26 protein-coding genes and 1 tRNA gene are annotated in these 25,975 nt (G+C 64.9%); 11 read left to right on the top strand and 16 right to left on the bottom strand.

What is annotated here, in order from left to right; translation table 11 throughout:
- Positions 1 to 9: 9 nt before the first annotated feature.
- The 8 genes from OKW38_RS25290 to OKW38_RS25325 form a co-directional block, all read right to left on the bottom strand.
- Positions 10 to 363 (bottom strand): DUF1493 family protein, encoded by a 354-nt coding sequence (locus tag OKW38_RS25290; protein ID WP_429363560.1) that lies wholly within the window; start codon positions 361 to 363, stop codon positions 10 to 12.
- Positions 364 to 386: 23 nt separating this feature from the next.
- Entirely contained in the window at positions 387 to 1,586 is a 1,200-nt protein-coding gene (locus OKW38_RS25295) for an MFS transporter (RefSeq protein WP_429363562.1), read from the bottom strand.
- A 141-nt stretch (positions 1,587 to 1,727) separates the two neighbouring features.
- Entirely contained in the window at positions 1,728 to 2,552 is an 825-nt protein-coding gene (locus OKW38_RS25300) for a phosphodiesterase (RefSeq protein ID WP_429363564.1), read from the bottom strand.
- Positions 2,553 to 2,609: 57 nt separating this feature from the next.
- Positions 2,610 to 3,656, bottom strand: a complete 1,047-nt coding sequence (locus OKW38_RS25305) for an ABC transporter ATP-binding protein (RefSeq protein WP_090800910.1) — start codon at positions 3,654 to 3,656, stop codon at positions 2,610 to 2,612.
- The gene (locus OKW38_RS25310; protein WP_090805379.1) at positions 3,653 to 4,567 is read right to left on the bottom strand and encodes an ABC transporter permease; all 915 of its coding nucleotides are present in this window, start codon (positions 4,565 to 4,567) and stop codon (positions 3,653 to 3,655) included. Before OKW38_RS25310 ends, OKW38_RS25305 begins: the two co-directional genes overlap by 4 nt.
- A 50-nt stretch (positions 4,568 to 4,617) precedes the next feature.
- A complete protein-coding gene (locus tag OKW38_RS25315) occupies positions 4,618 to 5,442 on the bottom strand; it encodes an ABC transporter permease (RefSeq protein ID WP_429355803.1) in 825 nt (274 codons plus the stop codon).
- A complete protein-coding gene (locus tag OKW38_RS25320; RefSeq protein ID WP_090800906.1) occupies positions 5,439 to 6,521 on the bottom strand; it encodes an ABC transporter substrate-binding protein in 1,083 nt (360 codons plus the stop codon). The genes OKW38_RS25315 and OKW38_RS25320 overlap by 4 nt, the downstream gene beginning before the upstream one ends.
- A gap of 84 nt (positions 6,522 to 6,605) precedes the next feature.
- A complete protein-coding gene (locus OKW38_RS25325; protein ID WP_187610939.1) occupies positions 6,606 to 7,700 on the bottom strand; it encodes a LacI family DNA-binding transcriptional regulator in 1,095 nt (364 codons plus the stop codon).
- 144 nt (positions 7,701 to 7,844) lie between these two features.
- Here OKW38_RS25325 and OKW38_RS25330 point away from each other — a divergent pair.
- Positions 7,845 to 7,929, top strand: a tRNA-Leu gene (locus tag OKW38_RS25330).
- Positions 7,930 to 8,111: 182 nt separating this feature from the next.
- Here the strand turns inward: OKW38_RS25330 and OKW38_RS25335 are convergent.
- The 4 genes from OKW38_RS25335 to OKW38_RS25350 all read right to left on the bottom strand — a co-directional run bounded on the left by OKW38_RS25335 (position 8,112) and on the right by OKW38_RS25350 (position 10,487).
- Positions 8,112 to 8,384 carry a hypothetical protein gene (locus tag OKW38_RS25335; RefSeq protein WP_429363566.1) on the bottom strand — a complete coding sequence of 91 codons (273 nt, stop codon included), beginning with the start codon at positions 8,382 to 8,384 and terminating at the stop codon, positions 8,112 to 8,114.
- Positions 8,365 to 8,871 carry a DUF2778 domain-containing protein gene (locus tag OKW38_RS25340; RefSeq protein ID WP_167368599.1) on the bottom strand — a complete coding sequence of 169 codons (507 nt, stop codon included), beginning with the start codon at positions 8,869 to 8,871 and terminating at the stop codon, positions 8,365 to 8,367. Before OKW38_RS25340 ends, OKW38_RS25335 begins: the two co-directional genes overlap by 20 nt.
- A gap of 369 nt (positions 8,872 to 9,240) precedes the next feature.
- The gene (locus OKW38_RS25345; protein ID WP_429363568.1) at positions 9,241 to 9,459 is read right to left on the bottom strand and encodes a hypothetical protein; all 219 of its coding nucleotides are present in this window, start codon (positions 9,457 to 9,459) and stop codon (positions 9,241 to 9,243) included.
- Between the two features lie 257 nt (positions 9,460 to 9,716).
- Entirely contained in the window at positions 9,717 to 10,487 is a 771-nt protein-coding gene (locus OKW38_RS25350) for a hypothetical protein (protein WP_090800898.1), read from the bottom strand.
- Positions 10,488 to 10,727: 240 nt separating this feature from the next.
- Between OKW38_RS25350 and OKW38_RS25355 the strand changes: the two genes are divergently transcribed.
- A complete protein-coding gene (locus OKW38_RS25355; protein WP_090800896.1) occupies positions 10,728 to 11,231 on the top strand; it encodes a M48 metallopeptidase family protein in 504 nt (167 codons plus the stop codon).
- Between the two features lie 47 nt (positions 11,232 to 11,278).
- Here the strand turns inward: OKW38_RS25355 and OKW38_RS25360 are convergent, their stop codons facing one another.
- Positions 11,279 to 13,612, bottom strand: coding sequence for an FdhF/YdeP family oxidoreductase (locus tag OKW38_RS25360; protein ID WP_429363570.1), 2,334 nt, complete (start codon positions 13,610 to 13,612; stop codon positions 11,279 to 11,281).
- Between the two features lie 151 nt (positions 13,613 to 13,763).
- On the opposite strand from OKW38_RS25360, the gene OKW38_RS25365 reads away from it, so the two are divergent.
- The 9 genes from OKW38_RS25365 to OKW38_RS25405 all read left to right on the top strand — a co-directional run bounded on the left by OKW38_RS25365 (position 13,764) and on the right by OKW38_RS25405 (position 21,945).
- The gene (locus tag OKW38_RS25365; RefSeq protein WP_429363572.1) at positions 13,764 to 15,197 is read left to right on the top strand and encodes a PLP-dependent aminotransferase family protein; all 1,434 of its coding nucleotides are present in this window, start codon (positions 13,764 to 13,766) and stop codon (positions 15,195 to 15,197) included.
- 48 nt (positions 15,198 to 15,245) lie between these two features.
- On the top strand, positions 15,246 to 15,536 hold the full coding sequence (locus tag OKW38_RS25370; RefSeq protein ID WP_090800890.1) for a helix-turn-helix domain-containing protein: 291 nt from the start codon (positions 15,246 to 15,248) through the stop codon (positions 15,534 to 15,536).
- Between the two features lie 330 nt (positions 15,537 to 15,866).
- Positions 15,867 to 18,182, top strand: coding sequence for a putative bifunctional diguanylate cyclase/phosphodiesterase (locus tag OKW38_RS25375; protein WP_429363573.1), 2,316 nt, complete (start codon positions 15,867 to 15,869; stop codon positions 18,180 to 18,182).
- Between the two features lie 136 nt (positions 18,183 to 18,318).
- Complete coding sequence (locus tag OKW38_RS25380; RefSeq protein WP_184063847.1) at positions 18,319 to 18,507, top strand: hypothetical protein; 189 nt, start codon at positions 18,319 to 18,321, stop codon at positions 18,505 to 18,507.
- A gap of 169 nt (positions 18,508 to 18,676) precedes the next feature.
- Positions 18,677 to 20,074, top strand: a complete 1,398-nt coding sequence (locus OKW38_RS25385; protein WP_429363575.1) for an FAD-containing oxidoreductase — start codon at positions 18,677 to 18,679, stop codon at positions 20,072 to 20,074.
- 28 nt (positions 20,075 to 20,102) lie between these two features.
- The gene (locus OKW38_RS25390) at positions 20,103 to 20,456 is read left to right on the top strand and encodes a cupin domain-containing protein (RefSeq protein ID WP_429363577.1); all 354 of its coding nucleotides are present in this window, start codon (positions 20,103 to 20,105) and stop codon (positions 20,454 to 20,456) included.
- A gap of 144 nt (positions 20,457 to 20,600) precedes the next feature.
- Complete coding sequence (locus OKW38_RS25395; RefSeq protein WP_184022166.1) at positions 20,601 to 21,176, top strand: TMEM175 family protein; 576 nt, start codon at positions 20,601 to 20,603, stop codon at positions 21,174 to 21,176.
- 2 nt (positions 21,177 to 21,178) lie between these two features.
- Positions 21,179 to 21,448 (top strand): hypothetical protein, encoded by a 270-nt coding sequence (locus OKW38_RS25400; RefSeq protein ID WP_429363829.1) that lies wholly within the window; start codon positions 21,179 to 21,181, stop codon positions 21,446 to 21,448.
- Between the two features lie 8 nt (positions 21,449 to 21,456).
- Positions 21,457 to 21,945: a metallophosphoesterase family protein gene (locus OKW38_RS25405; protein WP_429363579.1), complete on the top strand. Its 489-nt coding sequence runs from the start codon at positions 21,457 to 21,459 to the stop codon at positions 21,943 to 21,945.
- Between the two features lie 66 nt (positions 21,946 to 22,011).
- Here OKW38_RS25405 and proP read toward each other — a convergent pair whose 3' ends face one another.
- The 3 genes from proP to argA form a co-directional block, all read right to left on the bottom strand.
- The gene (gene proP, locus OKW38_RS25410; RefSeq protein WP_090800879.1) at positions 22,012 to 23,481 is read right to left on the bottom strand and encodes a glycine betaine/L-proline transporter ProP; all 1,470 of its coding nucleotides are present in this window, start codon (positions 23,479 to 23,481) and stop codon (positions 22,012 to 22,014) included.
- A gap of 745 nt (positions 23,482 to 24,226) precedes the next feature.
- Positions 24,227 to 24,499 (bottom strand): oxidative damage protection protein, encoded by a 273-nt coding sequence (locus OKW38_RS25415; protein WP_026225286.1) that lies wholly within the window; start codon positions 24,497 to 24,499, stop codon positions 24,227 to 24,229.
- Between the two features lie 74 nt (positions 24,500 to 24,573).
- The gene (gene argA / locus OKW38_RS25420) at positions 24,574 to 25,962 is read right to left on the bottom strand and encodes an amino-acid N-acetyltransferase (protein WP_090800877.1); all 1,389 of its coding nucleotides are present in this window, start codon (positions 25,960 to 25,962) and stop codon (positions 24,574 to 24,576) included.
- Positions 25,963 to 25,975 lie beyond the last annotated feature (13 nt).

The raw sequence follows: 25,975 nt of genomic DNA on the forward strand, positions 1-25,975 counted from the left end.
TTGGCGTTTCTAGTCCTGTTTCCACACTCCGCGCTTCATCGCTTCTTCGGTCATCCCAAGGGTAAGCGAACGTCCGTCGAGCAATTCTCGCGCGCTGGAACTGAACGGGGACTTCAACGCGGCCACGACGATGTCGCGCTTGCGCATGTTGGCGGATGGAACGTGGTAAGCGACGTCGAAATCGCGCAGGTCCACGTGGAAGCGGTCAGCCCATGCCTGCATCACCTCGACGATTTTCGCCGGCTCCCAATCCAGATCGTGATACAGATCCATGTCACGGGTCAGCTTGTCGTCGAGAGGCAGCCCGGCGGGAGTGCGCATTTCGCGGATGAACCGAGCGAGATCGAGCCACGTGTCGTTCATTACAGACGATCCTCCGGCTGATATCAATGCCCAGCCCGCGCCGGCAACCGCAAATGATTCCACGCGCCGAGCCCGGCAAACGCGATCCCCGCGATAGTCACGCCGACCCACCCGAACACCGGCCACACGATCGCGCCGACACCCGAGCCCAGCGCCCCGCCGATGAAATACGCGACCATGTACACGGTATTCACGCGGCTGCGCGCATCGGGCTTCAATGCGTAGATGCGCGACTGATTCGAAATCTGCGCGGCCTGCACGCCGATGTCGAGAATGATCACGCCGACCACGAGGCCCGCGATGCTCTTCGCCGACGCGCCGAAAATCACGAACGCGATCACGACCAGCACGAGCGACACGGTGATGATCGCGCGCGGTCCACGCCGGTCGGCGAACTTGCCGGCGAGCGGCGCGGCCAGCGCGCCGGCCGCGCCGACGATACCGAACAGCCCTGCCGCCTGCGGCCCGAGATGAAACGGCGCGCCCGCGAGCAGCAGCGCGAGCACCGACCAGAAAATGCTGAACGCGCCGAACAACGCCGCACCGGTCAGCGATGCCTCGCGCAGCGCGCGATGCTCGGTTACCAGGTGCCACATCGACACGAGCAGCTTGCCGTACGGCAACGTCGAGGTGGGCTGACTCTTCGGCAAACGCAAAACGATGACGACAGCGAGTGCGAGCAGCGCGACGACGGATGCGCCAAACACCGCGCGCCAGCCGAAGTATTCGGCGACGATGCCCGCCGCGGTCCGGGCGAGCAGGATGCCGAGCAGCAGGCCGCTCATCACGGTGCCGACCGCGTGGCCGCGCTCGGACGGCGGCGCGAGTTCGGCCGCGAACGGCACCGCCTGTTGCGCGATCGTCGCGAGCACGCCGATCGCGAGACTCGTGACGATCAGCACCGCGAGCGTCGGTGCCGACGCCGCAACGACGAGCGCGACGCACATGCCGGCGATCTGCAGCAGGATCAACAGACGCCGGTCGAAGCGATCGCCGAGCGGCGCGAGCAACAGCATGCCGGCGGCGTAGCCGAGCTGCGTGACGGCCGGCACCGCGCCGACCCATGACGCGCTGCCCGGAAACGACTGGCGGAAGTTATCGAGCAGCGGCTGGTTGAAATAGATGTTTGCGACCGAGACACCGGCGATCGTCGCGAGCAGCAGCAACACGCCGCGCAACGACCGGGCGGAGGAAGCGGAAGTGGAAGCGTCGGAAGTGGACATGACAGGGGCGGATCGACGGACCGGCCCATGCGCGGTCCTCAAGCGTGCCGATCATACCGGAGCGGCGGGGTTCGTGCTGACGGCCGCGCGAGGCTCGCCCGCGCAGCCGGTATCAGGCGGTTGCGAAGTGTGTCCGGCGGTTCAGTCGATCAACGCGCCAGCGTCGTGGAACGGATACGGGCCGTCGGCCGCGTCGACATACGCATGATGCGTGACGATGCCCGTCGCCGGATCGTAGTAATGGAGCGCATACGCGGGCGGCTCCATCACGAACGCCGACGGTCCGTCCTCGCGAAAATCGAGCGCCACCTGGTGCGCGGGCGCTGGAATCGCGCTCGCGATCGTGCCGCCGAAGCGCACGAACATCGACCGATGCACGTGCCCGCAAAGCACGCGCTCGACGTTGGGATGCTGAGCGATCAACGCCGCGAGCTTGTGCGACGCCGCCCGGTCGAGCCGGATCTCGTCCATATGCCCGATGCCGCACGCGAACGGCGGGTGATGCAGCGCGACCACGACCGGCTTGCCGCGCGCCGCATCGAGCTGCCGCTCGAGCCACGCGAGCCGCGTGTCGCACAGCATGCCGGCGCTCGAACCGGGCACCAGCGAATCGAGCGCGATCACGCGCAGCGGGCCGACGTCGAGCGCGTACTGCACGAACTCGCCGCCGCTCAGCAATTCCTCGCGCTCGGCAAACGCCGCGCGCAGCGCGTTGCGTTCGTCGTGATTGCCGACCATCAGGAAGTAGGGGATCGCGAGCGGCGCGAGCAGTGTTTTCAGGTGTGCGTACTGCTGCGGGTCGCCCTGATCGACGAGGTCGCCGGTGATCAGCACCGCGTCGGGGCGCGGGGTGAGCGCGTTGAGCGCGTCGACGCAGCGCGCGAGGTAGGGGGCGGTATCGACGCGGCGATACGCGAGTGCGCCGGGTTGCTTGATATGCAGGTCGCTAATTTGAGCCAGCAGCATGACAGAGGTCCTTCGGGTTGCTTCGTGTCGGGCGCCAGGATGCGGCGCTGTTTTTACCTACGATAGCGCAATCAGTGCGTCCGGCTCGATCGAGATGCCGACCGGCGTGCCGCGCGCAAGCTCGATGCGGCCCGCGACGTCGACGAAGAGCGGCTCGGGCGCGGCACCGCCAATCGTCAGCCGCGTGCGTTCGCCGAGGAACGCGGTGCTTTCGATCTGGCCGCGCAGCTGCGCGAGCGCGGGGTCGGTGAGCCGGGCATCCTCGGGGCGAAAGAAGATTTCGTGCGCGCCGCGTGCGTTCGACGCATGCGCGGGCAACGGCACGGCGCCGCCGCTCGTCGCGAGCATGCCGTCGCGCGGCTCGCCCGCGACACGGTTGATCGTGCCGACGAACTGCGCGACCGTGCGATTGGCCGGACGATAGTAGATGTCGCGCGGCGAACCGATCTGCTCGATGCGTCCCGCGCTCATCACGACGATGCGATCGCCGAGCTCCATCGCTTCGGCCTGATCGTGCGTCACGTAGACGGTCGTGATGCCGAGTTCGCGCAACAGCGCGTTCATCTCGCTGCGCAATGCGTCTCGCAGACGCGCGTCGAGCGCGGTCAGCGGTTCGTCGAGCAGCAGCACGCGCGGCTGCACCGCGAGTGCGCGCGCGAGCGCTACACGTTGACGCTGGCCGCCCGACAGTTGATCGATCGGTTTGTCGGCGTGCGCGTTGAGCCGCATCATGCCGAGCAGTTCGTCGACGCGTCGTCGCGCGACTGCGGCCGGCACGCGCTTGATCTTCAGGCCGTAGCCGATGTTGCCGCGCACGGTCAGATTCGGAAACAGCGCGTAGCTCTGGAACACCATGCCGACCGCGCGTTTTTCGATCGGCAGCGTGGTCACGTCGTCGTCGCCGAATGCGATCCGGCCGCCCGCGTCAGGTGTTTCGAGGCCCGCGATCAGGCGCAGCGTCGTCGTCTTGCCGCAGCCCGACGGTCCGAGCAGCACGAGGGTTTCGCCCGCGCCGATCGTCAGGTCGAGCGGTTCGAGCACGCGCGTGCCGCGAAACGTTTTGGCGCACTGCGTGAGCGTGATGGGAACCGAGGTCAGTTTCATGGCGTGTCGATGGGCTTCGAGGAAGAGGCGGCGCCGCGCTTCTTCGACGCGCTGCGCTGGCCGGTCGCATCGACGCCGAGCCATTGCATTGCGACGAGCAGCGGCATCGTCATGATGAAGAACAGGATCGTGTACGCGCTGCCGATCTCGATGCGCATCGACGCGTAGGTGTCGGCGAGGCCGACCGGCAGCGTCTTCGTGTCGGGCGTGTGCAGCATCCACGTGAGGTTGAATTCGCCGATCGACAGCGTGAGCACCGCGAGCGCGCCCGCGACGATGCCCGGCCGCGCGTTCGGCAGCACGATCGTGACGAAGCGCGTGAAGAAGCTCGCGCCGAGGCTCGCCGCGCCTTCTTCGAGCGTACGCAGATCGCTGCTCGCGCAGACCGCCGCGACCGCGCGCACCATGAACGGCAGCGTGAACACCACATGCCCGACGACGATGAATGCCGCGCTCATCCGAAACGCCGTGAAGCCGCCGTAGATCACCAGCAGCGCGAGTGCCGATGCGAGGCCGGGCAGCGCGATCGGCAGCACCAGAAACTCTTCGACGATGCGTGCGAAGCGCGTCTTGCTGCGCGCGAGCACATAGCCCGCGGGCACGCCGGTCAGCAGCGTGACGACGAGCGTCGCCGCGGCCACTTCGAGCGACAGCCACACCGAGTCGTGATACTGGGTCCACACTTCGACGAGCCAGCGCAGCGTGAGTCCGCTCGACACGCCCTTGAAGTAGTTGACCGTCAGCCCGGCGACGATCGACATGACGACCGGCACGATCAGGAACGCGCACAGCAGCAGTGTGACGAACCATTGACCCGCGGCGAGCCATGTTCGCGTGGAAGGCCACGCGCGTCGCGCGCGCGGTCCCGCTGCCGGTTGCGAAGACGGCGAAGGGGCGGTGATTGAGTTCATAGGTAGGTAGTCGTTGCGTTCGCGAACGCGCGGCTTTGGCGACGCGCCGTTCACGCGCTCGCCGCCACGCCCGAACCGCTCGCGCTGCGCGCGATCGCCAGCACCGCCCACGTGACGATGCCCAGCACGATCGACAGGCCCGCGGCCGTCACCATGTTCGCGTTCAGCGTGAACTCGGTATAGATGGTCATCGGCAGCACGTCGATGTCGGTGGCGAGCGTGAACGCCGTGCCGAACGCGCCCATCGCGGTCGCGAAGCACACGGCGCCCGCCGCGATCAGTCCGGGCGACAGCGCCGGCAACACAATGTCGCGCATGATGCGCCACGGCGATGCGCCGAGCGAGCGCGCGGCCTCTTCGAGCGATGCATCGAGCTTGGTCGCCGAAGCCATCACGGTGACGATCACGCGCGGAATCGAGAAGTACAGATAGCCCAGAAACAAGCCGCTCATCGAATACGCGAACACCCAGCGATCACCCGCGAGTTTCAGCGACAGCGCGCCGATCAACCCTTGACGTCCCGCCAGCATGATGACCATGAAGCCCACGACGACACCCGGAAACGCGAGCGGAAACGTCAGTAGCGCGAGCAGCGTGCGCTTGCCGGCGAACTCTCGACGCGCGAGCAGCAGCCCAGCGATCACCGACAGCACCAGCGTGGCCGCCGTGACCCCCGCCGCCAGCACGACGGTCGCGCCAAGGCTCGACATGTAACGCGCATTCGTCAGCATTGCGCGATAGGTCGCGAACGCATGGCCGCCGCCGGAGAGCTGCGCGAGCGCGACCATCGGCAGCAGCCAGAACGCGATGAAGACCGCGAGCGCGGGCGCGAGCAACGCGATGCGCCAGCGCAGCGGGAACGTGACTTCGTTCAATGCATCACCTGTAGATAGCGCTCGCCGAAGCTCGACTGCTTGTCGGCCATCTTCGCGAAGTCGACCGGCTTCGCGCGCGCGTATTCGCTCGCGGGCAGGAACTGCGCAGCCGTCTCGGCGCTCATCGCGCTCGCGCGCACCGGCCGCAGATACGCCTGCGCCCACAGCTTCTGGCCTTCGTCGGACAGTACGAAATCGAGCACCTTCTTGCCGTTCGCTTCGTGCGGCGCGCCTTTCACGAGGCTCATCACGTACGGCACCGAGATCGTGCCTTCCTTCGGAATCACGAACTCGACGTTCGCGTGATCCTTGTACTTCGCGCGGTACGCGTCGAAGTCGTAGTCGAGCAGGATCGGAATTTCGCCGGACAGCACGCGCGCGTACGCGGTTTGCTTCGGCACGATCGGCGCGTTCGCCTTGAGCTTTCTGAACCAGTCGAGACCCGGCTCGAAGTTGTCGAGCGTGCCGCCGAGCGCCTGGTTCACCGCGACCGCGCCCGCATAGCCGACGAACGCGCTCGACGGATCGAGATAACCGATCATGCCTTTGTATTCGGGCTTCAGCAGATCGGCCCACGAGCGCGGCACCGGCTTGCCTTCGAGCGCGTCCTTGTTGACGAAGAAGCCGAGCGTGCCCGAGTGGATCGTGAACCAGTAGCCTTGCGGGTCTTTCAGGCCGGCGGGAATGTCGTCCCAGTGCGCGGGCTTGTACGGCTGGATCACGCCCTTGTCCTTGGCCTGGAACGCCGACGATACGCCGAGATACACGACGTCGGCGACCGGACTTTTCTGCTCGGCCATCAGCTGCGCGATCGATTGTCCCGAGTTCTTGTTGTCGAACGGCACGCGAATGCCGGTCTTTTGCTGGATCGCCTTGATCTGGCTCGCCCAGTCGGCCCATTCGGGCGGGCAGTTGTAGCAGATCGCGGTTTCGTCGGCGCGCGCGGCTTGCGGCGCGAGCGCGACGAGCGCCGCGCCGGCGACGAGCAGGCTCGCCGGCAGTGCGGTCGCGGCGGCGCGCGCGAGTTTCTGCCACAGCGGTATGAGCGAGGATGCGAAGCGTGAGGTTGAGCGGGGCACTGCGGGTCTCCCTGTGTCGGATGGGTTGCGCGGGTTGGGGATAACAGCCAGGGCGCGCGTATGCGCGTGCCTTCATTGGGCTTCTTATGCGAGCGGCTTTTCGGTGGCGGCCGCAGCGCTCGGGACGTGGGGCGGCGACGCTCCGTCGAGATTCGCGTGCGAGCCGAGCGCCGCGATCGTCGCGCCTTCGCGCAAGCTGTGCGGCAGCGTCAACGCGCGCGAAGTTGCGCAGAACGCGCGCTCGTCGCGCGCGCCGCCGATGCGTGCGAGCAAGCGCTGCCACGCCGCACAGCCGATTTCGCGATTCGGCGCGCAGATGCTCGCGAGCGCCGGCGACAGCAGTTCGCCCATTGCGAGGCCGTCGAAGCCGAGAATCGACATGTCCTGCGGAATCCTCAGGCGCGCGCGGCGCAGGCCGCGCATCACGACCATCGCGAGCAGATCGTTGCTGCAGAAGAGGGCGGTCGGACGGTTTGCGCCGTGCGTCAGGTGCGCGAGCACGGACGGCGCGAGTTCGTCGGCGTTGAAATCGACTTCGAGCGCGGGCGCGGCCGTGAGGCCGGCCTGCTGCATCGCCTGCGTGTAGCCGAGATGACGCTGACGCGCGCGATCCGAGGCCGCGAACGAGCCGGCCAGCATCAGAATGCGGCGATGGCCGTGCGCGATGAGCCGGCGCACGCCGTCGTAGGCGGCGAGGCGATTGTCGACCGACACCGACGGGCGGCGCACCGTGTCGTTGTGCATCAGCACGTATAGCAGGCCGTCGCGGTCGAGTTCGTCGAGCAGCGGATGGGTGTCGGCATCGGCGACGGTCAGGATCAGTCCTTCGACGCGATGCTCGCGCAGCGTTTCGATTGCGTGACGTTCACGGTCCACGTCGTACTGCGTGGTCATCAGCATCAGCCGATAGCCTTGCGCTGACGCGAGATCGTCGATGCCTTGCAGGCATTCGGCGAACACCGGGTTCGCTAGCGTCGGCAGGACGACACCCACGAGGCGCGTGCGCTCGCCGCGCAATTGCCGGCCGAGCGGGCTCGGGCGGAAGTTCAGCGCGTCGATCGACTGACGTACCTTGTCGAGCGTGACGGGGTTCACGGTGTGCGGCGCGTTGATCGCGCGCGATACCGTGGCGATGGAAAAGCCCGCGTGGGCGGCGACATCCTTGATCGTCGGCGTCATCGGTTTTCGGCCCGCTGTAATCGTTTTCGTGAGCGGATTATCGGCAACGTTTGTGACTTGGGGATGAATGCGGGTGTCGGGCGCTTTTTTGGGGCTGCCGCGAGGCGATGGTAGAATTCGCGACCACGCGCGATTGCCACCTCTGCCGGGGTGATGAAATTGGTAAACATAGCGGACTTAAAATCCGCCGCCTTCGGGCTTGCCGGTTCAAGTCCGGTCCCCGGCACCACTAGAGTTCACAAGCTTGTGAGCACAAAGCCGGCGCCCTGATTGGATTACGGGCGTGGACGTTCCACACAAATGAGCGGCCCGCGTGCGAGCGAGCCGATTCCCTGGATCAGGCATCCGCGTCACTATGGAAGCGCGAACACATCAGGTTCGGGCACGATATGCGTAGCCTACGTCGCGTCATCAACCTACGCGCTTACTTCTCCTCCGATATTTGCGCCATAGTCTCACGATTCCCATATAGGCAAGAACTGTAACGAGCAGTTCGATAACTACCATTGCCGGGATATAAATATCGTCAGGATCGTGCAGACCAAACCCGTTCGCGATGGAAAGCCAGGCAAGCGCCTGGCGTTCGGGCATAGGCCACGGATACGTATGGACATAGCGAGCTGAAACGAGGAAGCGGCCGATAAACAGGGCGACCTTGCAGAGCCTACGGGCAAGTGTTGCCATACGTGACGACCTCTATAGTTCCATACGCGCCAAGCCCGGAAGTGCGGACCGGGACAGTGACGGTGTGCTGAAGAGCGCGGCGGATTATTTCGAAGTCACTATAGCTCGGCAGGCTAATACAGCCGAGTGAAAGTCCACTACCGCCGACCGGATGCGGCCTGAACTGTCCGCGCTTGATGCCGTTGACCCATGCAAAGTCATCAATGTTTCCATCGTCGCGATAGAGCGCGAACCATTCATTGTGATGAGATGGGCGACCATTAGCCGTATTCCACACGTCTTTCGCGGCAGCAATAGCTGGGAGCGGACGCCGCCTGTAGGGCGGTCCACGATCCAGTATTTCCCGGCCGGGATCGGGAATGGCTGTGCATCCACCTCGATCGCGATAAATGCCATTACCTGAAAACGCGTTAAAAGTGCCGACGCCGAAAATGGTCAGCGGCGACAAGGGTGCGTTATTCGCTAGAAACTTTCCTTGATAAGCCACGTATGTTCTTTCTTGGGTGGGTGATGAACGCCGCGCAATTGTGATATTGCATTGCTGGGTCACACAAAATGCGGAAAGGATTATTTATATGGCTTTATTTTGAGTTGCGGTAGGAATGTGCCGATTTTTATGGGGAATCGTGCAATTGCAGGTACAGGTGCAGGCGCCCGGCGCAGGGCATGGCATTCGACGCGTGACGCAGCCTCGTTGCAAAGGTGAATGATTGATAAATTCATCTGATACGGAAGCGTGGGCGGCGCATGTCAGCGAAAGGCGGAGGGTTGATTCAGAGGTGCGGCCCATAGCACTCACGCTGTGGCTTACAGGCCCGCACAAAAAAGCCGACTCGCGAGAGTCGGCCTTTGCGTGTCAGTCGAAAGACTCGGAGGCGACCGCGCCCCCCTCAATTACCAGATGTGCGGCATCGTTGCCCGGCGCGAAGAAGCGCCAGTCCTCGTCATCTTCAACGCCGTCCGGGACCACCACAAGGCGATACCCTCGCGAGAACGAAACGACGATGCCGCCTGCGTCGTCTGCCGATGCATCCTCGACCCTGATAGGCCCTTGCCCTACGAGTATTTCATGCAAGCGCCGGGCCGTGGCGTGCGCCTTTTCATCCGAGCCCCGCAGATCCTCTCTCGTCGCTACGGTGAAGCCCTCTCGTTCGAGCTGCCAGGCACATTGCACATGAAGCGCCCACGCTCCATCCTCCCGACTTCTTCCCCTAAGTGTGTACCGTCGCTGTGGGCCAAATTGCATAGTGACCATGTCTCCCGCATGGCTAACCCAGCTCAAATCCAATCCCGACGAGCACAGCAAGCCGCCCCGCAATTTCTGTCCTTGTATCAATCATCACCACCTCCAAACATGTGCTGCCCCCGCTCCAACATTTCGTGATACCCGAGGCCGTGCTTACTGATATCGTCATGGAGTTGCCTAGCCTGATTTTTATTCAGCCCCAGCGCCTTTACAACAGCCTTAAACTGCTTGTTTTGCGCCTGATTGTTGCGAGGTGTTCCCTCACTACCCGCGACCTGCATGGCGTCCACATTAGGCATGTCCGGCTGATAGTCGAACGGCTGCGCATCGCCAGGCAGCGTTGATGCGCCTCCATCGCCAGCCCTGGTTGCGCGCGCAGCGGCCAACCGGGCTTGCGAAGTGGCCGGATCATACTGGACGGACAGAATGCGTTCGCCGTCCGGGTGACTGCCGGTCCTCGCTACGGGATTCCTCAACGGCGTGCTGCTGTAGGGTGACGGAAACAGGCCATTACGCGGGCCTTTAATGGCAAGCAAGTTGCCCCGGCGAACCTCTTCGAGAAGAGCAAGAATGACCCACCAGCCATCGGTGTCAGGGTTCCGGTCCCGTACACCATGAAAAAACAGCCAGTGACAGCCAATGAGATCCTTGACCAGCTTCCGGTCCTCCTGCCACGTCCTACCATTCAGTTGGGCAATGTCAAGAAATTCCCTGGTCTCTGCCTTGGCCCTCTGAAGGTCTGCGGCCTTGCCGAGGCACGCCTTGTAGTGCCATTCGTCGCAGATGACATAACGGGCACCCGGTGGCCGCTGGCAGAACAGCTCCACGGAGTGCATCTCAAATACGGACTGGGACATAGGTGTGTCGATGATCTATCTGAAGTCGCTGCCGGGGTTGACAGCAGTCAGATGAATACCTTGTGACAGGCAGTCCGTACATGGGCGACAGCCCAAAATCTCCGCGGCTTTCGATGAAACAGAAAAAAGCGCTTCACGAATCTTCGGTACTTCGAACGGAGCGGCATCCGGAAAATGCCCAACCTTGTCCATCAGCGCGACTATGCGTAAGATCGGTCCCGCCAACCTCACTCCGCCTTCATGTCCCCCCTCAAATACCTCACCGGCTACCCCGCACCGTTGCAAGACAAGGTGAGAAAGCTGATCGCCGCCGATCAGCTCGGCTCCTACGTCGCGCAGAAGTACCCGAGCACGCACGAGGTGCAAACCGACCGCGCGCTCTACGAGTACTGCGCGGAACTCAAACGCGAACACCTGCGCAACGCCGAGCAGATCGACAAGGTCACTTACGACGGCAAACTCGACGTGATGCGTCACGCGCTCGGCCTGCACACGAGCATTTCGCGGGTGCAGGGCAGCAAGCTGAAAGCGAAGAAGGAAATCCGCATCGCGTCGTTATTCAAGGCCGCGGCGCCGGAGTTTCTGAAGATGATCGTCGTGCACGAACTCGCTCATCTGAAAGAAAGCGACCACAACAAAGCGTTCTATCGTCTGTGCGAGTTCATGCAGCCGGGTTACCACCAGATCGAATTCGATCTACGTCTGTATCTGACACATCGCGATCTGGCGAAGAAGACCGTGTGAGGTACGCCGCGCGGCGGGCGCGGCGGGCGCGACAAACGGAGCTGACTTCAAGCCGCCAGTTCCGCGGCATCCTCCACCATCGACGCCGTCAACAACACCGGAATCGACTTCGACGTCGGCGTACCCGCGCCATCGGCGACCGAGGAGAGCGGCACCAGCGGATTCGTCTCCGGATAATAAGCGCCGAGGCAGCCGCGCGGAATGTCGTACTCGACGAGCAGAAAACCGTCCACGCGTCGCTCGATGCCATCGGCCCACACGCTCGTGATATCGACGCGCTGACCAGCCGCGAACCCGAGCATCGCGAGATCGTCCTTGTTGGCGAACAGCACGCGCCGCTGTCCGTACACGCCGCGATAGCGATCGTCGAGACCGTAAATCGTCGTGTTGTACTGATCATGTGAGCGGGTGGTCATCAGCGTCATCAGGCGTTCGCCATGTTGCTTCTTCGCCTGATGAATCGGCGTGTCGAGCGCGATCGCGTGGACGATGAACTGTGCCTTGCCGCTCGGCGTTTTCCAGATGCGATCGCGCGATGCGACGCCGAGATGGAAGCCGCCCGGCTTCTTCAGACGCTCGTTGTAGTCGTCGAAACCGTCGATCACCTTCGCGATGCCGTCGCGAATCAGCGCGTAGTCGGCCGCATGGGCGAGCCAGTCCACCTTGCCGCTGCCCAAAGTTGCATGCGCCATGCGCGCGACGATCGCCACTTCGGAAAGCAGATTGTCCGACGCCGGCTTGTTCATCCCATACGAGATGTGCACCATGCTCATCGAATCCTCGACGCTGACGCCTTGCGCCACGCCGTTCTGAACATCGATCTCGGTGCGTCCGAGCGTCGGCAGGATCAGCGCGTCGCGGCCATGCACGAGGTGGCTGCGATTGAGCTTCGTCGTCACGTGCACGGTCAGATCGCATGCGCGCACCGCGTCCCACGTGCGCGGCGTGTCCGGCGTCGCGATCGAGAAATTGCCGCCCAGCCCGATGAATACCTTCACCTTGCCGTCGAGCATCGCCTGAATCGTGTTGACGACGTCGAGTCCGTGCTCGCGCGGCGGCGCGAAGTCGTAGGCTGCGCCGAGCTTGTCGAGAAACGCTTCAGTAGGCTTTTCTTCGATACCGACCGTGCGGTCGCCCTGCACGTTCGAGTGGCCGCGCACCGGGCACAGCCCCGCGCCGCGCCGGCCGATATTGCCGCGCATCATCATCAGATTCGACAGCAGCTGTACCGTCGCGACCGAGTTCTTGTGCTGCGTGAGACCCATGCCCCAGGTCGAAATCACCGCGCGGCCCTTCACGTAGATATCGGCGAGCTTCAGCACCTCGTCGAGCGGCACGCCTGCCTCGGCGACGATCGTGTCCCAGCGCTCGGCGCGCAGATCGTCGGCGAAGGCAGCGAAGCCGACTGTGTGCTGGGCGATGAAGCCGAAGTCGAGCACGCGCTCGAGGCCCGACACGAGCGCCTCGTCATCCAGTTCGAGCACGCGTTTGGCGACGCCCTTGATCAGCGCGAAATCGCCGCCGAGCTTCGGACGGGTGAATACCGAGCTGATTTTCGTGCTGCCCATCGTCAGCATTTCGACCGGATGCTGCGGGCTCGCGAAGCGTTCGAGGCCGCGCTCCTTCAGCGGATTGATCGACACGATCGTGGCGCCGCGCTTCGCGCATTCGCGCAGCTCGCCGAGCATGCGCGGATGGTTGGTGGCCGGATTCTGGCCGAAGATCAGCAGCGTATCCGCGTGTTCGAAGTCATCGAGCGTGACCGTGCCCTTGCCGATGCCGACCGTGTGCGGCAGGCCACGGCTCGTCGCCTCGTGGCACATGTTCGAGCAATCGGGAAAATTGTTGGTGCCGTACATGCGCACGAACAGCTGGTACAGGAACGCGGCTTCGTTGCTCGCGCGGCCCGAGGTATAGAACGCGGCGCGGTCAGGATCGTCGAGACGCTTCAGATGGCTCGCGATCAGCGCGAATGCGTCCTCCCAGCCGATCGGCACATAGCGGTCGCGCGCGGCGTCGTAGACGAGCGGATCGGTCAGGCGGCCGTGCTGCTCGAGTTCGAAGTCGGATTGCGTCATCAGCTCCGTGACGCTGTGCCGCTCGAAGAACGCGGGCGTCACGCGCTTGCCGGTGGCCTCGGCGGCCACGGCCTTCACGCCGTTTTCGCAGAACTCGAATGTCGACGCGTGCTCGCGATCCGGCCACGCGCAGCCGGGGCAGTCGAAGCCGTCAGGCTGGTTCTGCTTGAGCAGCGTGCGGTAGTTGCCGCCCGCGACCTTCTCCTTGAGCAAGTTGATGGCGACATACTTCAGCGCGCCCCAGCCAGCGGCGGGGTGCTTGTACGGCTCGATGCGGGCTTCGGCTTGTGTTTCGTTCTTCATGACGTGGCGGTGGAAAGATTCGACAGGCTTTGCAGACCAATGCCGGAGAGCGTACTGTGTTCCATAAACTACGTCGGGTACAGAAAATCGGAAAGAATAGGAGTACAGTTGCGCGACGATGCCTGAAGCCGCCCGAATCCACTCGAATCGCATGAAGCTCTACGAAAAACTCGCCGACGAAATCACCGAAGCCGTGCGCCGCGGCGTGTTCGCGGCCGGCGAGCGGGTTGCGTCGGTGCGTCAGGCGAGCCAGCAGCACGGCGTCAGCATCAAGACGGTGCTGCACGCGTATGCGCTGCTGGAGAGCCGCGGCATCGTCGAGAGCCGGCCGCAGTCGGGCTATTTCGTGCGCGACGCGGCCGCGCGGGCGCTCGCGCCGGCGCCCGCCGCGGCCCGCGCGGGCCGCAAGTCCGCGCCGCCGCCAGTGCCCGCGACGGTCGACGTGAGTCGGCTCGTGCTGTCGACGCTACGCAGCATCCGTGCGCACGACGCCGTGCCGTTCGGCTCGCCGTATCCCGATCCGTCGCTGTTCCCGTGGCGGCGCATCAACCAGTACGCCAACGCGATCGCGCGGCGGCACGCGAGCTGGAATCTGATCGACGATCTGCCGCCGGGCAATCCCGAGCTGATCCGGCAGATCGCGCGGCGCTATGCGGAAAACGGTCTGCCGGTCGATCCGGGCGAAATCGTGATCACGCTCGGCGCGACCGAGGCGATCAACCTGAGCCTGCAGGCGGTCGCCAAGCCGGGCGACACCGTCGCGGTCGAGTCGCCGACCTACTACGCGATGCTGCACGCCATCGAGCGCCTCGGCATGCGCGCGATCGAGGTGGCGACGCATCCGGTCGACGGCATCGATATCGACGCGCTCGCGAAGGCGATCGCGCGGCAGAAGATCGCCGCGTGCATGGTGATGCCGAATTTCCAGAATCCGCTCGGTTTCTGCATGTCCGACGAGCGCAAGCGGCAACTGGTCGAACTGCTGGCCGCGCACGAGATTCCGGCGATCGAGAACGATGTCTACCAGGAGCTGTATTTCGGCGAGACGCGGCCGTCGACGCTGAAGACCTTCGACACCCAGGGGCTCGTGCTGCACTGTGCGTCGTTTTCGAAAAGCCTGACGGCGTCGTACCGGATCGGCTGGGCGCTGCCGGGGCGCTATCGCGCGCAGGTCGAGAAGCTCAAGTTCCTGAATACGCTGACGACGCCGTCGGTGCCCCAGATCGCGGTCGCCGATTTTTTGCGTCAGGACGGCTACGACCGTCATCTGCGGCACCTGCGCCGCGTGTACCGGCAGCAGGCGAGCATCATGAGCGCGCTGGTGCTGCGCTTTTTCCCGGTCGGCACGCGCGTGTCGACGCCGCGGGGCGGCTACGTACTGTGGGTCGAGTTGCCCGTTGCGATCGATTCGATGCGGCTTTATCAGGCGGCGCTCGAACGCGGGATCACGGTCGGGCCGGGGATGATGTTTTCGACGCGCAACGATTTTCGGCACTTCATCCGGCTCAACTACAGCTATCCGTGGACCGCGCAGGCCGAAGCGGCGTTGAAGACGCTCGGTGAGCTGGCTACGGCGATGGCGTGACAGGCGCCACGGCGATGCAAAACGACACATCACGACAGGTAGACCGACATGGATGACGACGACATCGACCCGCAACTCGCCGCGATACTCGCGCAGCTATGGCGCGCGCATCGCGAGACACCCTGGCGCGCGTGGTCGCTCGCGAAGCTGTCGAAGCAGGCCGGCGTGCCGATGAGCAGCTTGCGGCGGCAATTGACGGCGCTCTCGGGAAGCGGTCTCGTCGATACGATGTTCCACGACGATGGCACCGGAGCCGCGTCGCTGAGCGAAATCGGCGCGCAGCTTTGCGCGGAGCTGTTCGGCACGAGCGAGGGCGGCGAGCCGTCGGCCGCCGGCTGAGCGTCCCGGCGCAACTGCCGCCGGCGCGCAATTGCGCGTCATGCGCCGCCCCCGCCGCCGCGACCGGGCGCCGGGCATCCGCCGCCGAACCAAATGGGCCGTCGCAGTCTGCCGCGGCCGGCCCAGCGTCGAGCCGCTGCGGCGCCTGCGGGCCACGAACAGACGGCGCCCGCACTGCCGTCGCCCGTGGTACCGGCATCAACCGATGCTGGCACGCCACACCGGAGCCGTCCGCACGCGATGCATGGCAGATTTTCACGCTGGACTTAGCGTAAACCCCGGTGTGCCGCGTACACTAACTTGCCGATGTTGGGTTTGGGGGGCGCAACTATGCTTTGCGAAGCAACATCACGTGGCACGACGACAGCTGCGCCGGAGGGCGCCCGCTACCGGCCGGAACGGGCCGAGGAGGTACTCGCGTCCGAGCGCGGCGTATTGCGGCTGATCACCCGCAACACGCCGCTGCCCGAGCTGCTCGACGAAGTCTGCCGTCGCGCCGAGGCGCTGCTCGGCGACGGCGCGTGCTGCTCGATCCTGCTGCTCGACCCGGACGGCGTGCATGTGCGCGTCGGCGGCGCGCCGTCGCTGCCGCCCGCGTACAGCGCCGCGATCGAGGGCGCGGCGATCGGTCCGCGCGTCGGCTCGTGCGGCACGGCGATGTTCGAGCGGCGTCTGGTGATCGTCGACGACATCGAATCCGATCCGCTGTGGGAAAACTTCCGCGATTTCGCGTTGCCGCACGGCTTGCGCGCATGCTGGTCCGTGCCCTTCGAAAACGACGCGGGCATTGTGCTCGGCGCGTTCGCCGTCTACTACCGCGCCACCCGCTGTCCGACCCCCGAGGAAGAGGCGATGCTGCGCGACATCGGCAGCAGCGTCGGCCTCGCGGTCCATCAGGACGCGATGGCGCAGCGCCTCGCGCATAGCGAGGAGCGTCACCGGCTGGTCGTCGATCATCTCAGCGAGGGCATCGTCGTGCAGTCGCGCACCGGCATCGTGCTCGCCTGTAATCCGAGTGCGCAGCGCATGCTGCACGTGACACCGGAGGTCGTCGGCAGCAGCATGCGGACCGTGATGACACGCGCGTTCGGCGAGGACGGCTCGGTCATCGGCGAAGTCAACCGTCCGGTCTCGCAGGTCTTTGCGACCGGCAAGCCGATGCTCGGCGTGACGGTCGGCCTCGAACTGATCGGCGGCGAGGTCGTGTGGATCACGCAGAACGTCGTGCCGATCCTGCGGCCCGGCGACAGCGAGCCGGACTCCGTGCTGATTTCGTTTTCCGACATCGGGCCGGTGCGCGAGGCGCAGCGCCAGTTGAAGTACCTCGCCACGCGCGATTCGCTGACCGGCCTCTACAACCGCGCCTACCTGACCGAGCGGATGCGCGACCTGTTCGCGCCGCGCGCCGCCGGCCACCATGACGGCGAGCTCACCAGCGTCGCCGTGCTGTTCGTCGATCTCGACAGCTTCAAGAAGGTCAACGACACCGCCGGTCACGAAGCCGGCGACGCCTTGCTGTGCAGCGTCGCCGAACGGCTGTCGGCCTGCGTCGGGTGCGGCGACACGCTGGCGCGCGTCGGCGGCGACGAGTTCGTGATCGTCGCCAGTGCGTACGGCAATACCGGCGAGCTGATCGGCCTCGCGCACCGCATTCTGGACATGATCGCGGTGCCGTTCGCGGTGGCGGGCAACGAGTACTACCTGGGCGCGTCGATCGGCATCAGCCTGTTTCCCGAAGACGGCCAGGACGTCGCGACGCTGATGCGCAACGCCGATTCGGCGATGTATCACGCGAAGCAGCGCGGCCGCAACAACTTCCAGTTCTTCACCGCCGAGCTGAACCAGCATCTGCAGCGGCGTTTCACGATCGAACAGTCGCTGCGGCGCGCGCTCGCGGCCAACGAGCTGAGCCTCGTGTACCAGCCGATCGTCGATAGCCAGAGCGGCCGCACGATCGGTGCGGAAGCACTGCTGCGCTGGTACAACAGCGAGCTCGGCAACGTGTCGCCGGGCGAATTCATTCCGGTCGCCGAGGATGCCGGGCTGATCGTCGAGATCGGCGACTGGGTGCTCGAGCACGCCTGCCAGCAGGTCGCGCAGTGGCGGCGCTCGCTCGCGCCGCATCTGATCGTCGCGGTCAATCTGTCGCCGCGGCAGTTCAACGACGGGCTGCTCGAGCGCATCGAACGTTGTCTTGCGCAGTCCGGGCTCGAACCGGCCGCGCTCGAACTCGAGATCACCGAGCGATTGCTGATGAGCGACAGCGATACCGTGCTGCCGATGCTGAGCGCGCTGAACGCAATGGGCGTGCGCGTCTCGGTCGACGATTTCGGCACCGGTTATTCGTCGCTGTCGTACCTGAAGCGCTTTCCGCTGCATAACCTGAAGATCGACCGCTCGTTCGTCGCGGGGCTGCCCGATCATCGCGATTCGGTCGCGATCACGCAGGCGGTCGTCGCGATGGCGCACTCGCTCGGCATGAACGTCACCGCCGAGGGCGTCGAGACCGCCAAGCAGGCGGCGTTCCTGCGCGCGATCGATTGCGACAAGCAGCAGGGCTACCTGTACAGCCGGCCGGTCGGCGCGAGCGCGTATGCGCGCACGCTGTACGACGCGCAGCTGATCGGCATGGCGAAGGCGTCCTGACGCGATTGTTCAGATTGCCGAACAAGTGACTTCGCGTTGCCGCTATTTATCGGCGGCGACGCACTCCCTAAAATTCCCCCATCGAAACATTATTGGTGCGCGGTGCCGAAGCGGCGCCCCGCGTTTGGGGGTCGTCATGTCAGAGTTGATCAGAAACCAGTTTTACCGGCCAGCGGTCGTACTGCCGATGGTCGCGCTGATGCAGGTGATGGTGTCACAGGACTTCAATCTCGGCCAGGTCGGCTGGGTGTTCGCGGCGCGCGGCGCGCAGGCCGCACTGCAACGTTCGCGCGAGTTGATTTGCGCGGTTCATTGCCACGCCTGAGATTTCCCGCGCAGCATACGCAGTAATCCCAACTGATTGGCGCCGCCTCGCGCGCGGCGCGTGGGAAGACGGGCCGTCGCCAAAGCGCCCGCGCAATCAGACATGACATGGCAGCGCGTGGCACTAAGCGTAAGATGCTACGACCTGCACCCAGCCGGGGAGAGTTGCCATGCCACAGCACTTCGACGCAGTCGTGATCGGTACCGGACAAGGCGGTTCGCCGCTCGCCGTGCGCCTCGCTCAAAGCGGGCGCCGCACCGCGGTGATCGAACGCGCGGAGTTCGGCGGCACTTGCGTGAACGTCGGCTGCACGCCGACCAAATCCTATGTGGCGAGCGCCCGCGCGGCGCACGTGGCGCGCCATGCGGCGGAGCTCGGCGTGCAGGTGGGTTCGGTCGGCGTCGATCTGGCGGCCGTGAAGGCGCGCAAGGACCGGATCATCGGAGAGTCGCGCAGCGGCGTCGAAAAATGGCTGCGCGGCACGGAAAACATCACGGTGTTCAACGGCCACGCGCGCTTCACCGGCGCGCGCACGCTCGCTATCTGCGGGCGCGACGGGGAATTGCTGAACGAGTTCAGCGCGTTCGAAATCTTCATCAACACGGGCACGCGCGCCGTCGTGCCGCCGCTCGAAGGCATCCAGCGGATACCGTACTACACGAACTCGACGCTGCTCGAATTGACCGCGTTGCCGGATCATCTGGTGATCGTCGGCGGCAGTTATATCGCGCTCGAATTCGCGCAGGTGTTTCGCCGCTTCGGGAGCCGCGTCAGCGTGCTGGTGCGCGGCGAGCGCGTGTTGAACCGCGAGGATGCCGATTTCGCGGAGTCGGTGCAGAAGGTGCTCGCGCGCGAGGGCGTCGAGTTTCATTTCGGCGTGCAGCCGACGCGCGTCGAGCCGCATGCGCATCACGCGAACGACGTGTGCATCGGCTTCGAGCAGAACATCCCGGCCATGGAGGCGTCGCACCTGCTGTTGGCCACCGGCCGCAGGCCGAATACCGACGACCTCGGCCTCGACGTCGCCGGCATCGAGACCGACCGGCACGGCACGATCATCGTCGACGGCCAGTTGCGCACCAGCGTGCCGGGCGTGTGGGCGATCGGCGACGTGAACGGCCGGGGCGCGTTCACGCACACGTCCTACGACGACTACCGGATCGTCGCGGCGAACCTGCTCGACGGCGGCGCGCGCAGCGTCGACACGCGGATCATGACGTATGCGGTGTTCGTCGACCCGCCGCTCGCGCGCGTGGGCATGTCGGAGCAGGAGGTGCGCAACAGCGGCCGCGAAGCGCTGATCGCGACGATGCCGATGTCGCGCGTGGGCCGTGCGCGCGAGCGTGGCGAGACCGACGGCTTCATGAAGGCGCTCGTCGATGCGAACAGCAAACAGATACTCGGCGCGGCAATTCACGGCATCGAGGGCGACGAGGCGATCCATACGTTCGTCGACATCATGACCGCAGGCGCGCCGTATCCGACTTTGCAATACGCGATGCACGTGCATCCGACCATCAGCGAACTGGTGCCGACGCTGCTCGATGGGCTCGAGCCGATGCAATGAACTGCCTTGACGCTGGCGCGACACGCTGATGACAAGCTCGCTCAAACCCGCATGTAACAGCGGCAATCTGTTCGACCTCGTCGCGCAGTTGGGGACGACGCCCGAGGAGCAGGTCGACGCGCTCGTCGAGCGGGGCGGCGTGACGATCGAGCGGATCGTCTCGACCGGGCAGGCGAGTCCGCCCGGTTTCTGGTACGACAGCCCGCGCGCCGAATGGGTCGTGCTGCTCACCGGCGCGGCGATGCTCGAATTCGACGACGACCCCCAGCCGCATCGGATGAAGCCCGGCGATCACGTGCTGATCGAGGCGCATTGCCGCCACCGCGTCGCATGGACGAGCGACACCGAGCCGAGCGTGTGGCTCGCCGTCCATTACCCGTGAGCCGCGGCGGATCGAGCCATCCGCGCGGCCGGCTCTCGCGCATCGACAAATCCTCACACCATCACCGATAATCGGCAGCGGCGCGGCCCGCGCGCAAGGCGAAGGCGGGCTGTGCGCCCCACCGCATTGATCTTCGGGACTCGCATGGGCAAGGGACGCGTCGAAGCCTTCAGCGATGGCGTAATCGCCATCATCATCACGATCATGGTGCTTGAGCTGAAGGTGCCCGAAGGCCACGATCTCGCGGCGCTGCGCCCGGTCGTACCGGTGTTCTGCGCATACGTGCTGAGCTTCGTCTACGTCGGCATTTACTGGAACAATCACCATCACATGTTCCATGCGGTGCAGAAGGTCAACGGCAAGGTGTTGTGGGCGAACCTGCATCTGCTGTTCTGGCTATCCCTCTTGCCGGCCGTGACGCACTGGGTCGGCGAAAACCATCTGGCCGCGTGGCCGACCGCGATGTACGGCATCGTGCTGTTCATGGCGGCGATCGCGTATTTCATCCTGACGCGCACGCTGATTTCGCAGCATGGACACGACTCGACGCTGGCCAAAGCGCTCGGCAACGACTTCAAGGGCAAGGTCTCCGTCGTCATTTACCTGACCGGCATCGGGCTCGCGTTCGTCGTGCCGTGGGCGTCGGCCGTGCTGTACGCGCTCGCCGCCGCGTGGTGGTTCGTACCGGACCGTCGCATCGAACACGTGCTGGAGGCCTGAGCATGCTGCTCGCGCTGAAGCTCGTGCTGGTGCCGGCCTTTCTCGCCGCGCTGACGGCGGCCGCGCGCGTCTGGGGGCCGTCGGTCGCGGGATGGCTCGCGGGACTGCCGGTCGTCGCCGGACCGATCATGCTGCTGCTCGCAGTCGAGCGCGGGCCGGCGTTCGCGGCGGTGGTGTCGGTCGTCGTGCAGGGGTTGACGCGGCGCATGCTGGCTGGGCAGCGCCGTGCCCAGGCGGCGGCGCGAGAGTTGGCGCAGCCGCAGACCGAGTGAGACTGCGCATGGCTTCACATCGCTCACCTTCGACCGCTACCCGCATCGGGCTCATCTCGGATACGCACAACCTCGTGCGTCCCGAAGCGTTGCGCTATCTCGACGGCTGCGACGCGATCATTCACGCGGGCGATATCTGCAACCCGGAGGTGCTCGACGCGCTCGCGCGGATCGCGCCGCTGACCGCGGTGCGCGGCAACAACGATACCGGTGACTGGGCCGCGTCTCTACCGACGCATGCGCGGCTGACGATCCAGCAGGTGACGATTCTGGTCGTGCACGATATCGCCGAGCTGGGCTGCGTGCCTCAGCACGATGGCATTCGCGTCGTGGTGAGCGGCCACTCGCACAAGCCGTCGATCGCCGAGCGCGACGGCGTGCTGTACGTCAATCCTGGCAGCGCGGGGCCGCGGCGCTTCAGGCTGCCGGTGTGCGCGGGCACGCTGACCGTCGAAGGCGCGCAGGTTGGCGCGACGTTCGATTCGCTGCTGACGTAAAAAAGCGGGCCGGCGAATGTCGCCGGCCCGCTTCAGAAACTACGCCTGGCGTGATGACTGCGCAGGTCAGGCGCGCGCGGTCGCAGCCGCCGCGAATCGTTCATCCATTTCCTCGGCCTCGCGCTCACCGCGCAGCACCGCGTGCGCTTCAGCGCGCGTCGCGACGCACGGACCCGAGCCGAGCAGCGGCTTGCGCGCGGTTTCGCGCAGCGCGAGTACCGACACGATGCCGATCAGCGATGCGCCCATCAGGTAGTACGCGGGCATCATCAGATTGCCGGTCCGGTCGACGAGCCATGCGGTCACGAGCGGCGTCGTGCCGCCGAACAGCGATACCGAGATATTGAAGCCGATCGCGAGCGCGCCGTAGCGGATCCGGGTCGGGAACAGCGCCGGCAGCGCCGACGGCATCACCCCTGTGAAGCACGACAGCAGCACGCCGAGGATCATCAGACCGCCGAACACCGGCAGCACCGTGCCCATCCGAATCAGCAGCAGCGCGGGAATCGACAGCGCGAACAGACCGACGCAGCCGAGCAGCATCACGGGCTTGCGGCCGATCGCATCGGACAGACGGCCGGCGGCGAGCGTCATCGGCATCATCAGGATCATCACGAGCAGCACGAGGAACAGACCGTGCGTTTCGTTGAAGTGCAGCGTGGCGGACAGATAGCTCGGCAGATACGACAGCGCCATATAGTCGGTCACGTTGAAAATCAGCACGAGGCCGACACATAGCAGCAGCGGCTTCCACTGCTGCACGAGCAGCTGGCGCAACGACTGGCTGGGCAGCGCGCGGTCCTCGGCTTCGCGCTCTTCGGCCTGTTTCTTGAACGCGGGCGTTTCCTCGAGCTTCATGCGGATGTAGAGACCCACCAGGCCGAGCGGTCCGGCGATTAGGAACGGCACGCGCCAGCCCCAGGACAGCAGCGCGTCGTTCGACAGCGTCGCCGTCAGCAGCGCGACCGTGCCCGCGCCGAGCACGTAGCCGATCAGCGTGCCGAACTCGAGAAAGCTGCCCATGAAGCCGCGGCGCTTGTCGGTCGAGAATTCGGCGATGAAGGTCGCGGCGCCGCCGTATTCGCCGCCGGTCGAAAAGCCCTGCACGAGGCGCGCAAGCAGCAACAGCGCCGGCGCGAGAATGCCGATCGTCGCGTAGTTGGGGATCAGGCCGATCGCGAAGGTGCCCGCGGCCATCATGATCATCGTCATTGCCAGCACGCGCTGACGGCCGATGCGGTCACCGAGCGGCCCGAACACCATGCCGCCGATCGGCCGCACGAGAAACGCCGCGGCAAACGTGCCGAAGGTCGCAATGAGTTGCGCCGAAGGGCTCGACGAGGGGAAGAACACCTTGCCGAGCGTGACCGCGATGTAGCTGTACACGCCGAAATCGAACCATTCCATCGCGTTGCCGAGCGCCATGGCGCCGACGGCCCGCTTCAGGAGGGAGTGATCGACGACGGTGATGTCGTCGAGGGAAAGACGCTGCTCCGGTTTGTGATGTCGCCAGAAGCCGTTGCTGGAAGCGGTCAAGGTTGAAACTCCAATGACTGCGACGAAACTCGTGATGCGTTCCGCCACGGTTTTGCTGGGAAGTGTAATTTCGTGAGCAAGGCGAGGCTATTCGCGGCACCGGTTATCGGGCGGCGCAACGGATGGCGAAAAGAAGCAAACGCCCGTGCCTCGCGGTAAGTTCGCGAAAAAACACTCGACTAGATTGTGCTGACTGTTGCACCTGCGTGGCCGTGGAAGGGGGGCAGATGCATGAGGGACGCGGGGCTGGCGGGAAACTGACCCATGCGCCACTGAAGGCTTGAAACGAAAAAGGCCGGTCTTGAATTTTCCGCTTTAGGCGGGGAAACGACCGACGAGCCTTCTTGTTTAAAAACAGTTCAATTCAGGATGGCGCGTGCGCGGAAAAACACACGATGAACCAACTCGAAAGAACACGAATGAAGGTGAATTGCGGCTGAAACGAGGGCACATGTTAGCACGATGCCAGAGGATCATGCAAATCGGCGGTGCGAGGCAGAGCCCCCAATGGGACTCGATCCGTTGCGGGACGGGAGATCTGGCGGGGTCGGAATGGCCCTGAAAAACGGACCGCTTAGAACATTGGCGAGCGCTTTTTGAGGCGAAGACGACGCGAGCGGCGGGCGCGATGCGCGGCCGATGTTGGCGCGAAAAAAATCCGCGCTTGCGGCGCGGACTTTCAGGCGTGTGTTGGCTCGGTGGTTTGGGCGACGCGTTGTCTCGTGTCGTCCTCGACGAGGCAAGCTCAGGCCGACGGCGGCACGTAGCCCGACGCGGTATCCGCGCCTTCGCCGAAGAAGAACTTTTCGGTCTGCTTCATCAGGTACTGCCGCGCGCGCGGATCGGCCATGTTCAGGCGGTTTTCGTTGATCAACATGGTCTGCTGCTTCAACCAGCTCTGCCAGGCTTCCTTCGAGATACTTTCGTAGATCCGCTTGCCGAGTTCGCCCGGCAGCGGCGGGAAATCGAGGCCTTCGGCTTCCTTGCCGAGCTTCGCGCATTGAACCATACGAGTCATGCTGTGCTTCTCCTGTAATCGATGTGGGGCGGGCAGACGCCGGTTCGGATCAGATGGGGGCGATCACGAAGTACTCAAAGCTGTTTCATCAGCACGAGCGATTTGCGCTGCCAGTTATAGAGTCGGCGGCGGTCTTCGGGCAAGTCGTCGACCGTAACCTTGACGAAGCCGCGCTTCAGGAACCAGTGTTCGGTGCGCGTGGTGAGCACGAAAATGCGCGTGAGGCCGCGTGCCCGCGCGCGCTGTTCGATGCGCTTGAGCAGGCGCTCGCCGTCGCCGGTGCCTTGAGCTTCGGGCGCGACGGTCAGGCACGCCATTTCGCCGATGCGCTCCTGCGGATACGGATACAGCGCCGCGCAGCCGAACAGCACGCCGTCGTGCTCGATCACCGAGAAATGGTCGATATCGCGTTCGATCTGGTGACGGCCGCGCCGTACCAGCGTGCCGTCTGTTTCGAGCGGCTCGATCAGCGCGAGAATGCCGCCGACGTCGTCCGGCGTTGCTTCGCGCAGGCTTTCGAGGTTCTCGTACGAAATCATCGTGCCGACGCCATCGTGCAGGAACAGTTCGAGCAACAGGCTGCCGTCGAGCGCGTACGGGATGATGTGCGCACGCGGCACGCCACCGCGGCAGCCGCGGATCGAATGCTTCAGGTAGAACGCGGCGTCGCCGGTCACTTCGCCGCTTTCGTGCAGCTTGTAGGCGTCGTCGAGCGACAGTTCGCGGATCAGCTCGGTGCCGCTTTCGCCGGTTTCCATCAGGCCCGGCGTTTCGGTCAGGAACACGATCTTGTCGGCGCGCAGCGCGATCGCCGCGGCCGAGGCCACGTCTTCCATCGACAGATTGAATGCCTCACCGGTGGGCGAGAAGCCGAGCGGCGACAGCAGCACGAGCTTGCGGCTCGCAAGCGAGTGTCGGATCGAATCCGCGTCGATCTTGCGCACGAGGCCCGTGTGCTGGAAGTCGACGCCGTCCAGAATGCCGACGGGGCGCGCCGTCACGAAGTTGCCCGATACGACGCTGATGTGCGCGTGCGCCATTGGCGTGTTCGGCAGACCCTGGCTGATCGCGGCTTCGATGTCGAGACGCACTTCGCCGGCCGCCTCCTTCGCGGACTCGAGCGCGCGCGCGTCGGTGATGCGCATGCCGTGTGAAAACTCCGATTCGACGCCGTGCAGGCTCATCTGCTCCTCGACCTGCGGGCGCGAGCCATGCACGAGCACGATCTGGATGCCCATTGCCTGCAGCAGCGCGATGTCGGACACGAGCGCATTCAGCAGCCCTTGATGCACCACTTCGCCGCCGAAACCCACGACGAATGTCTTGTTTCGGAACGCGTGGATATACGGGGCGACGGAACGCATCCAGTCGACGAATTGCGCGTGCTGGGCGAGGGTTTCCGGCGAGTCGGCGGGGGCCGGGACGCTCGCGGGCGCGGGGACGAGGTCGGTTTGGGAATTCATGCCGGGGATTATA

Source organism: Paraburkholderia sp. MM5496-R1 (assembly GCF_050436205.1).
Taxonomy (GTDB): Bacteria; Pseudomonadota; Gammaproteobacteria; order Burkholderiales; family Burkholderiaceae; genus Paraburkholderia; species Paraburkholderia tuberum.

Excerpts from the sequence above, each read along its gene's own strand:
- OKW38_RS25310 (WP_090805379.1), bottom strand. The coding sequence starts at position 4,567 with ATGAACTCAATCACCGCCCCTTCGCCGTCTTCGCAACCGGCAGCGGGA.
- OKW38_RS25395 (WP_184022166.1), top strand. The coding sequence starts at position 20,601 with ATGGGCAAGGGACGCGTCGAAGCCTTCAGCGATGGCGTAATCGCCATC.
- OKW38_RS25385 (WP_429363575.1), top strand. The coding sequence starts at position 18,677 with ATGCCACAGCACTTCGACGCAGTCGTGATCGGTACCGGACAAGGCGGT.
- OKW38_RS25350 (WP_090800898.1), bottom strand. The coding sequence starts at position 10,487 with ATGTCCCAGTCCGTATTTGAGATGCACTCCGTGGAGCTGTTCTGCCAG.
- OKW38_RS25365 (WP_429363572.1), top strand. The coding sequence starts at position 13,764 with ATGAAGCTCTACGAAAAACTCGCCGACGAAATCACCGAAGCCGTGCGC.
- OKW38_RS25400 (WP_429363829.1), top strand. The coding sequence starts at position 21,179 with ATGCTGCTCGCGCTGAAGCTCGTGCTGGTGCCGGCCTTTCTCGCCGCG.
- OKW38_RS25325 (WP_187610939.1), bottom strand. The coding sequence starts at position 7,700 with ATGACGCCGACGATCAAGGATGTCGCCGCCCACGCGGGCTTTTCCATC.
- OKW38_RS25375 (WP_429363573.1), top strand. The coding sequence starts at position 15,867 with ATGCTTTGCGAAGCAACATCACGTGGCACGACGACAGCTGCGCCGGAG.
- OKW38_RS25295 (WP_429363562.1), bottom strand. The coding sequence starts at position 1,586 with ATGTCCACTTCCGACGCTTCCACTTCCGCTTCCTCCGCCCGGTCGTTG.
- OKW38_RS25300 (WP_429363564.1), bottom strand. The coding sequence starts at position 2,552 with ATGCTGCTGGCTCAAATTAGCGACCTGCATATCAAGCAACCCGGCGCA.
- OKW38_RS25415 (WP_026225286.1), bottom strand. The coding sequence starts at position 24,499 with ATGACTCGTATGGTTCAATGCGCGAAGCTCGGCAAGGAAGCCGAAGGC.
- OKW38_RS25360 (WP_429363570.1), bottom strand. The coding sequence starts at position 13,612 with ATGAAGAACGAAACACAAGCCGAAGCCCGCATCGAGCCGTACAAGCAC.
- OKW38_RS25390 (WP_429363577.1), top strand. The coding sequence starts at position 20,103 with ATGACAAGCTCGCTCAAACCCGCATGTAACAGCGGCAATCTGTTCGAC.
- OKW38_RS25380 (WP_184063847.1), top strand. The coding sequence starts at position 18,319 with ATGTCAGAGTTGATCAGAAACCAGTTTTACCGGCCAGCGGTCGTACTG.
- OKW38_RS25355 (WP_090800896.1), top strand. The coding sequence starts at position 10,728 with ATGTCCCCCCTCAAATACCTCACCGGCTACCCCGCACCGTTGCAAGAC.
- OKW38_RS25370 (WP_090800890.1), top strand. The coding sequence starts at position 15,246 with ATGGATGACGACGACATCGACCCGCAACTCGCCGCGATACTCGCGCAG.
- argA (WP_090800877.1), bottom strand. The coding sequence starts at position 25,962 with ATGAATTCCCAAACCGACCTCGTCCCCGCGCCCGCGAGCGTCCCGGCC.
- OKW38_RS25305 (WP_090800910.1), bottom strand. The coding sequence starts at position 3,656 with ATGAAACTGACCTCGGTTCCCATCACGCTCACGCAGTGCGCCAAAACG.
- OKW38_RS25335 (WP_429363566.1), bottom strand. The coding sequence starts at position 8,384 with ATGGCAACACTTGCCCGTAGGCTCTGCAAGGTCGCCCTGTTTATCGGC.
- OKW38_RS25290 (WP_429363560.1), bottom strand. The coding sequence starts at position 363 with ATGAACGACACGTGGCTCGATCTCGCTCGGTTCATCCGCGAAATGCGC.
- OKW38_RS25405 (WP_429363579.1), top strand. The coding sequence starts at position 21,457 with ATGGCTTCACATCGCTCACCTTCGACCGCTACCCGCATCGGGCTCATC.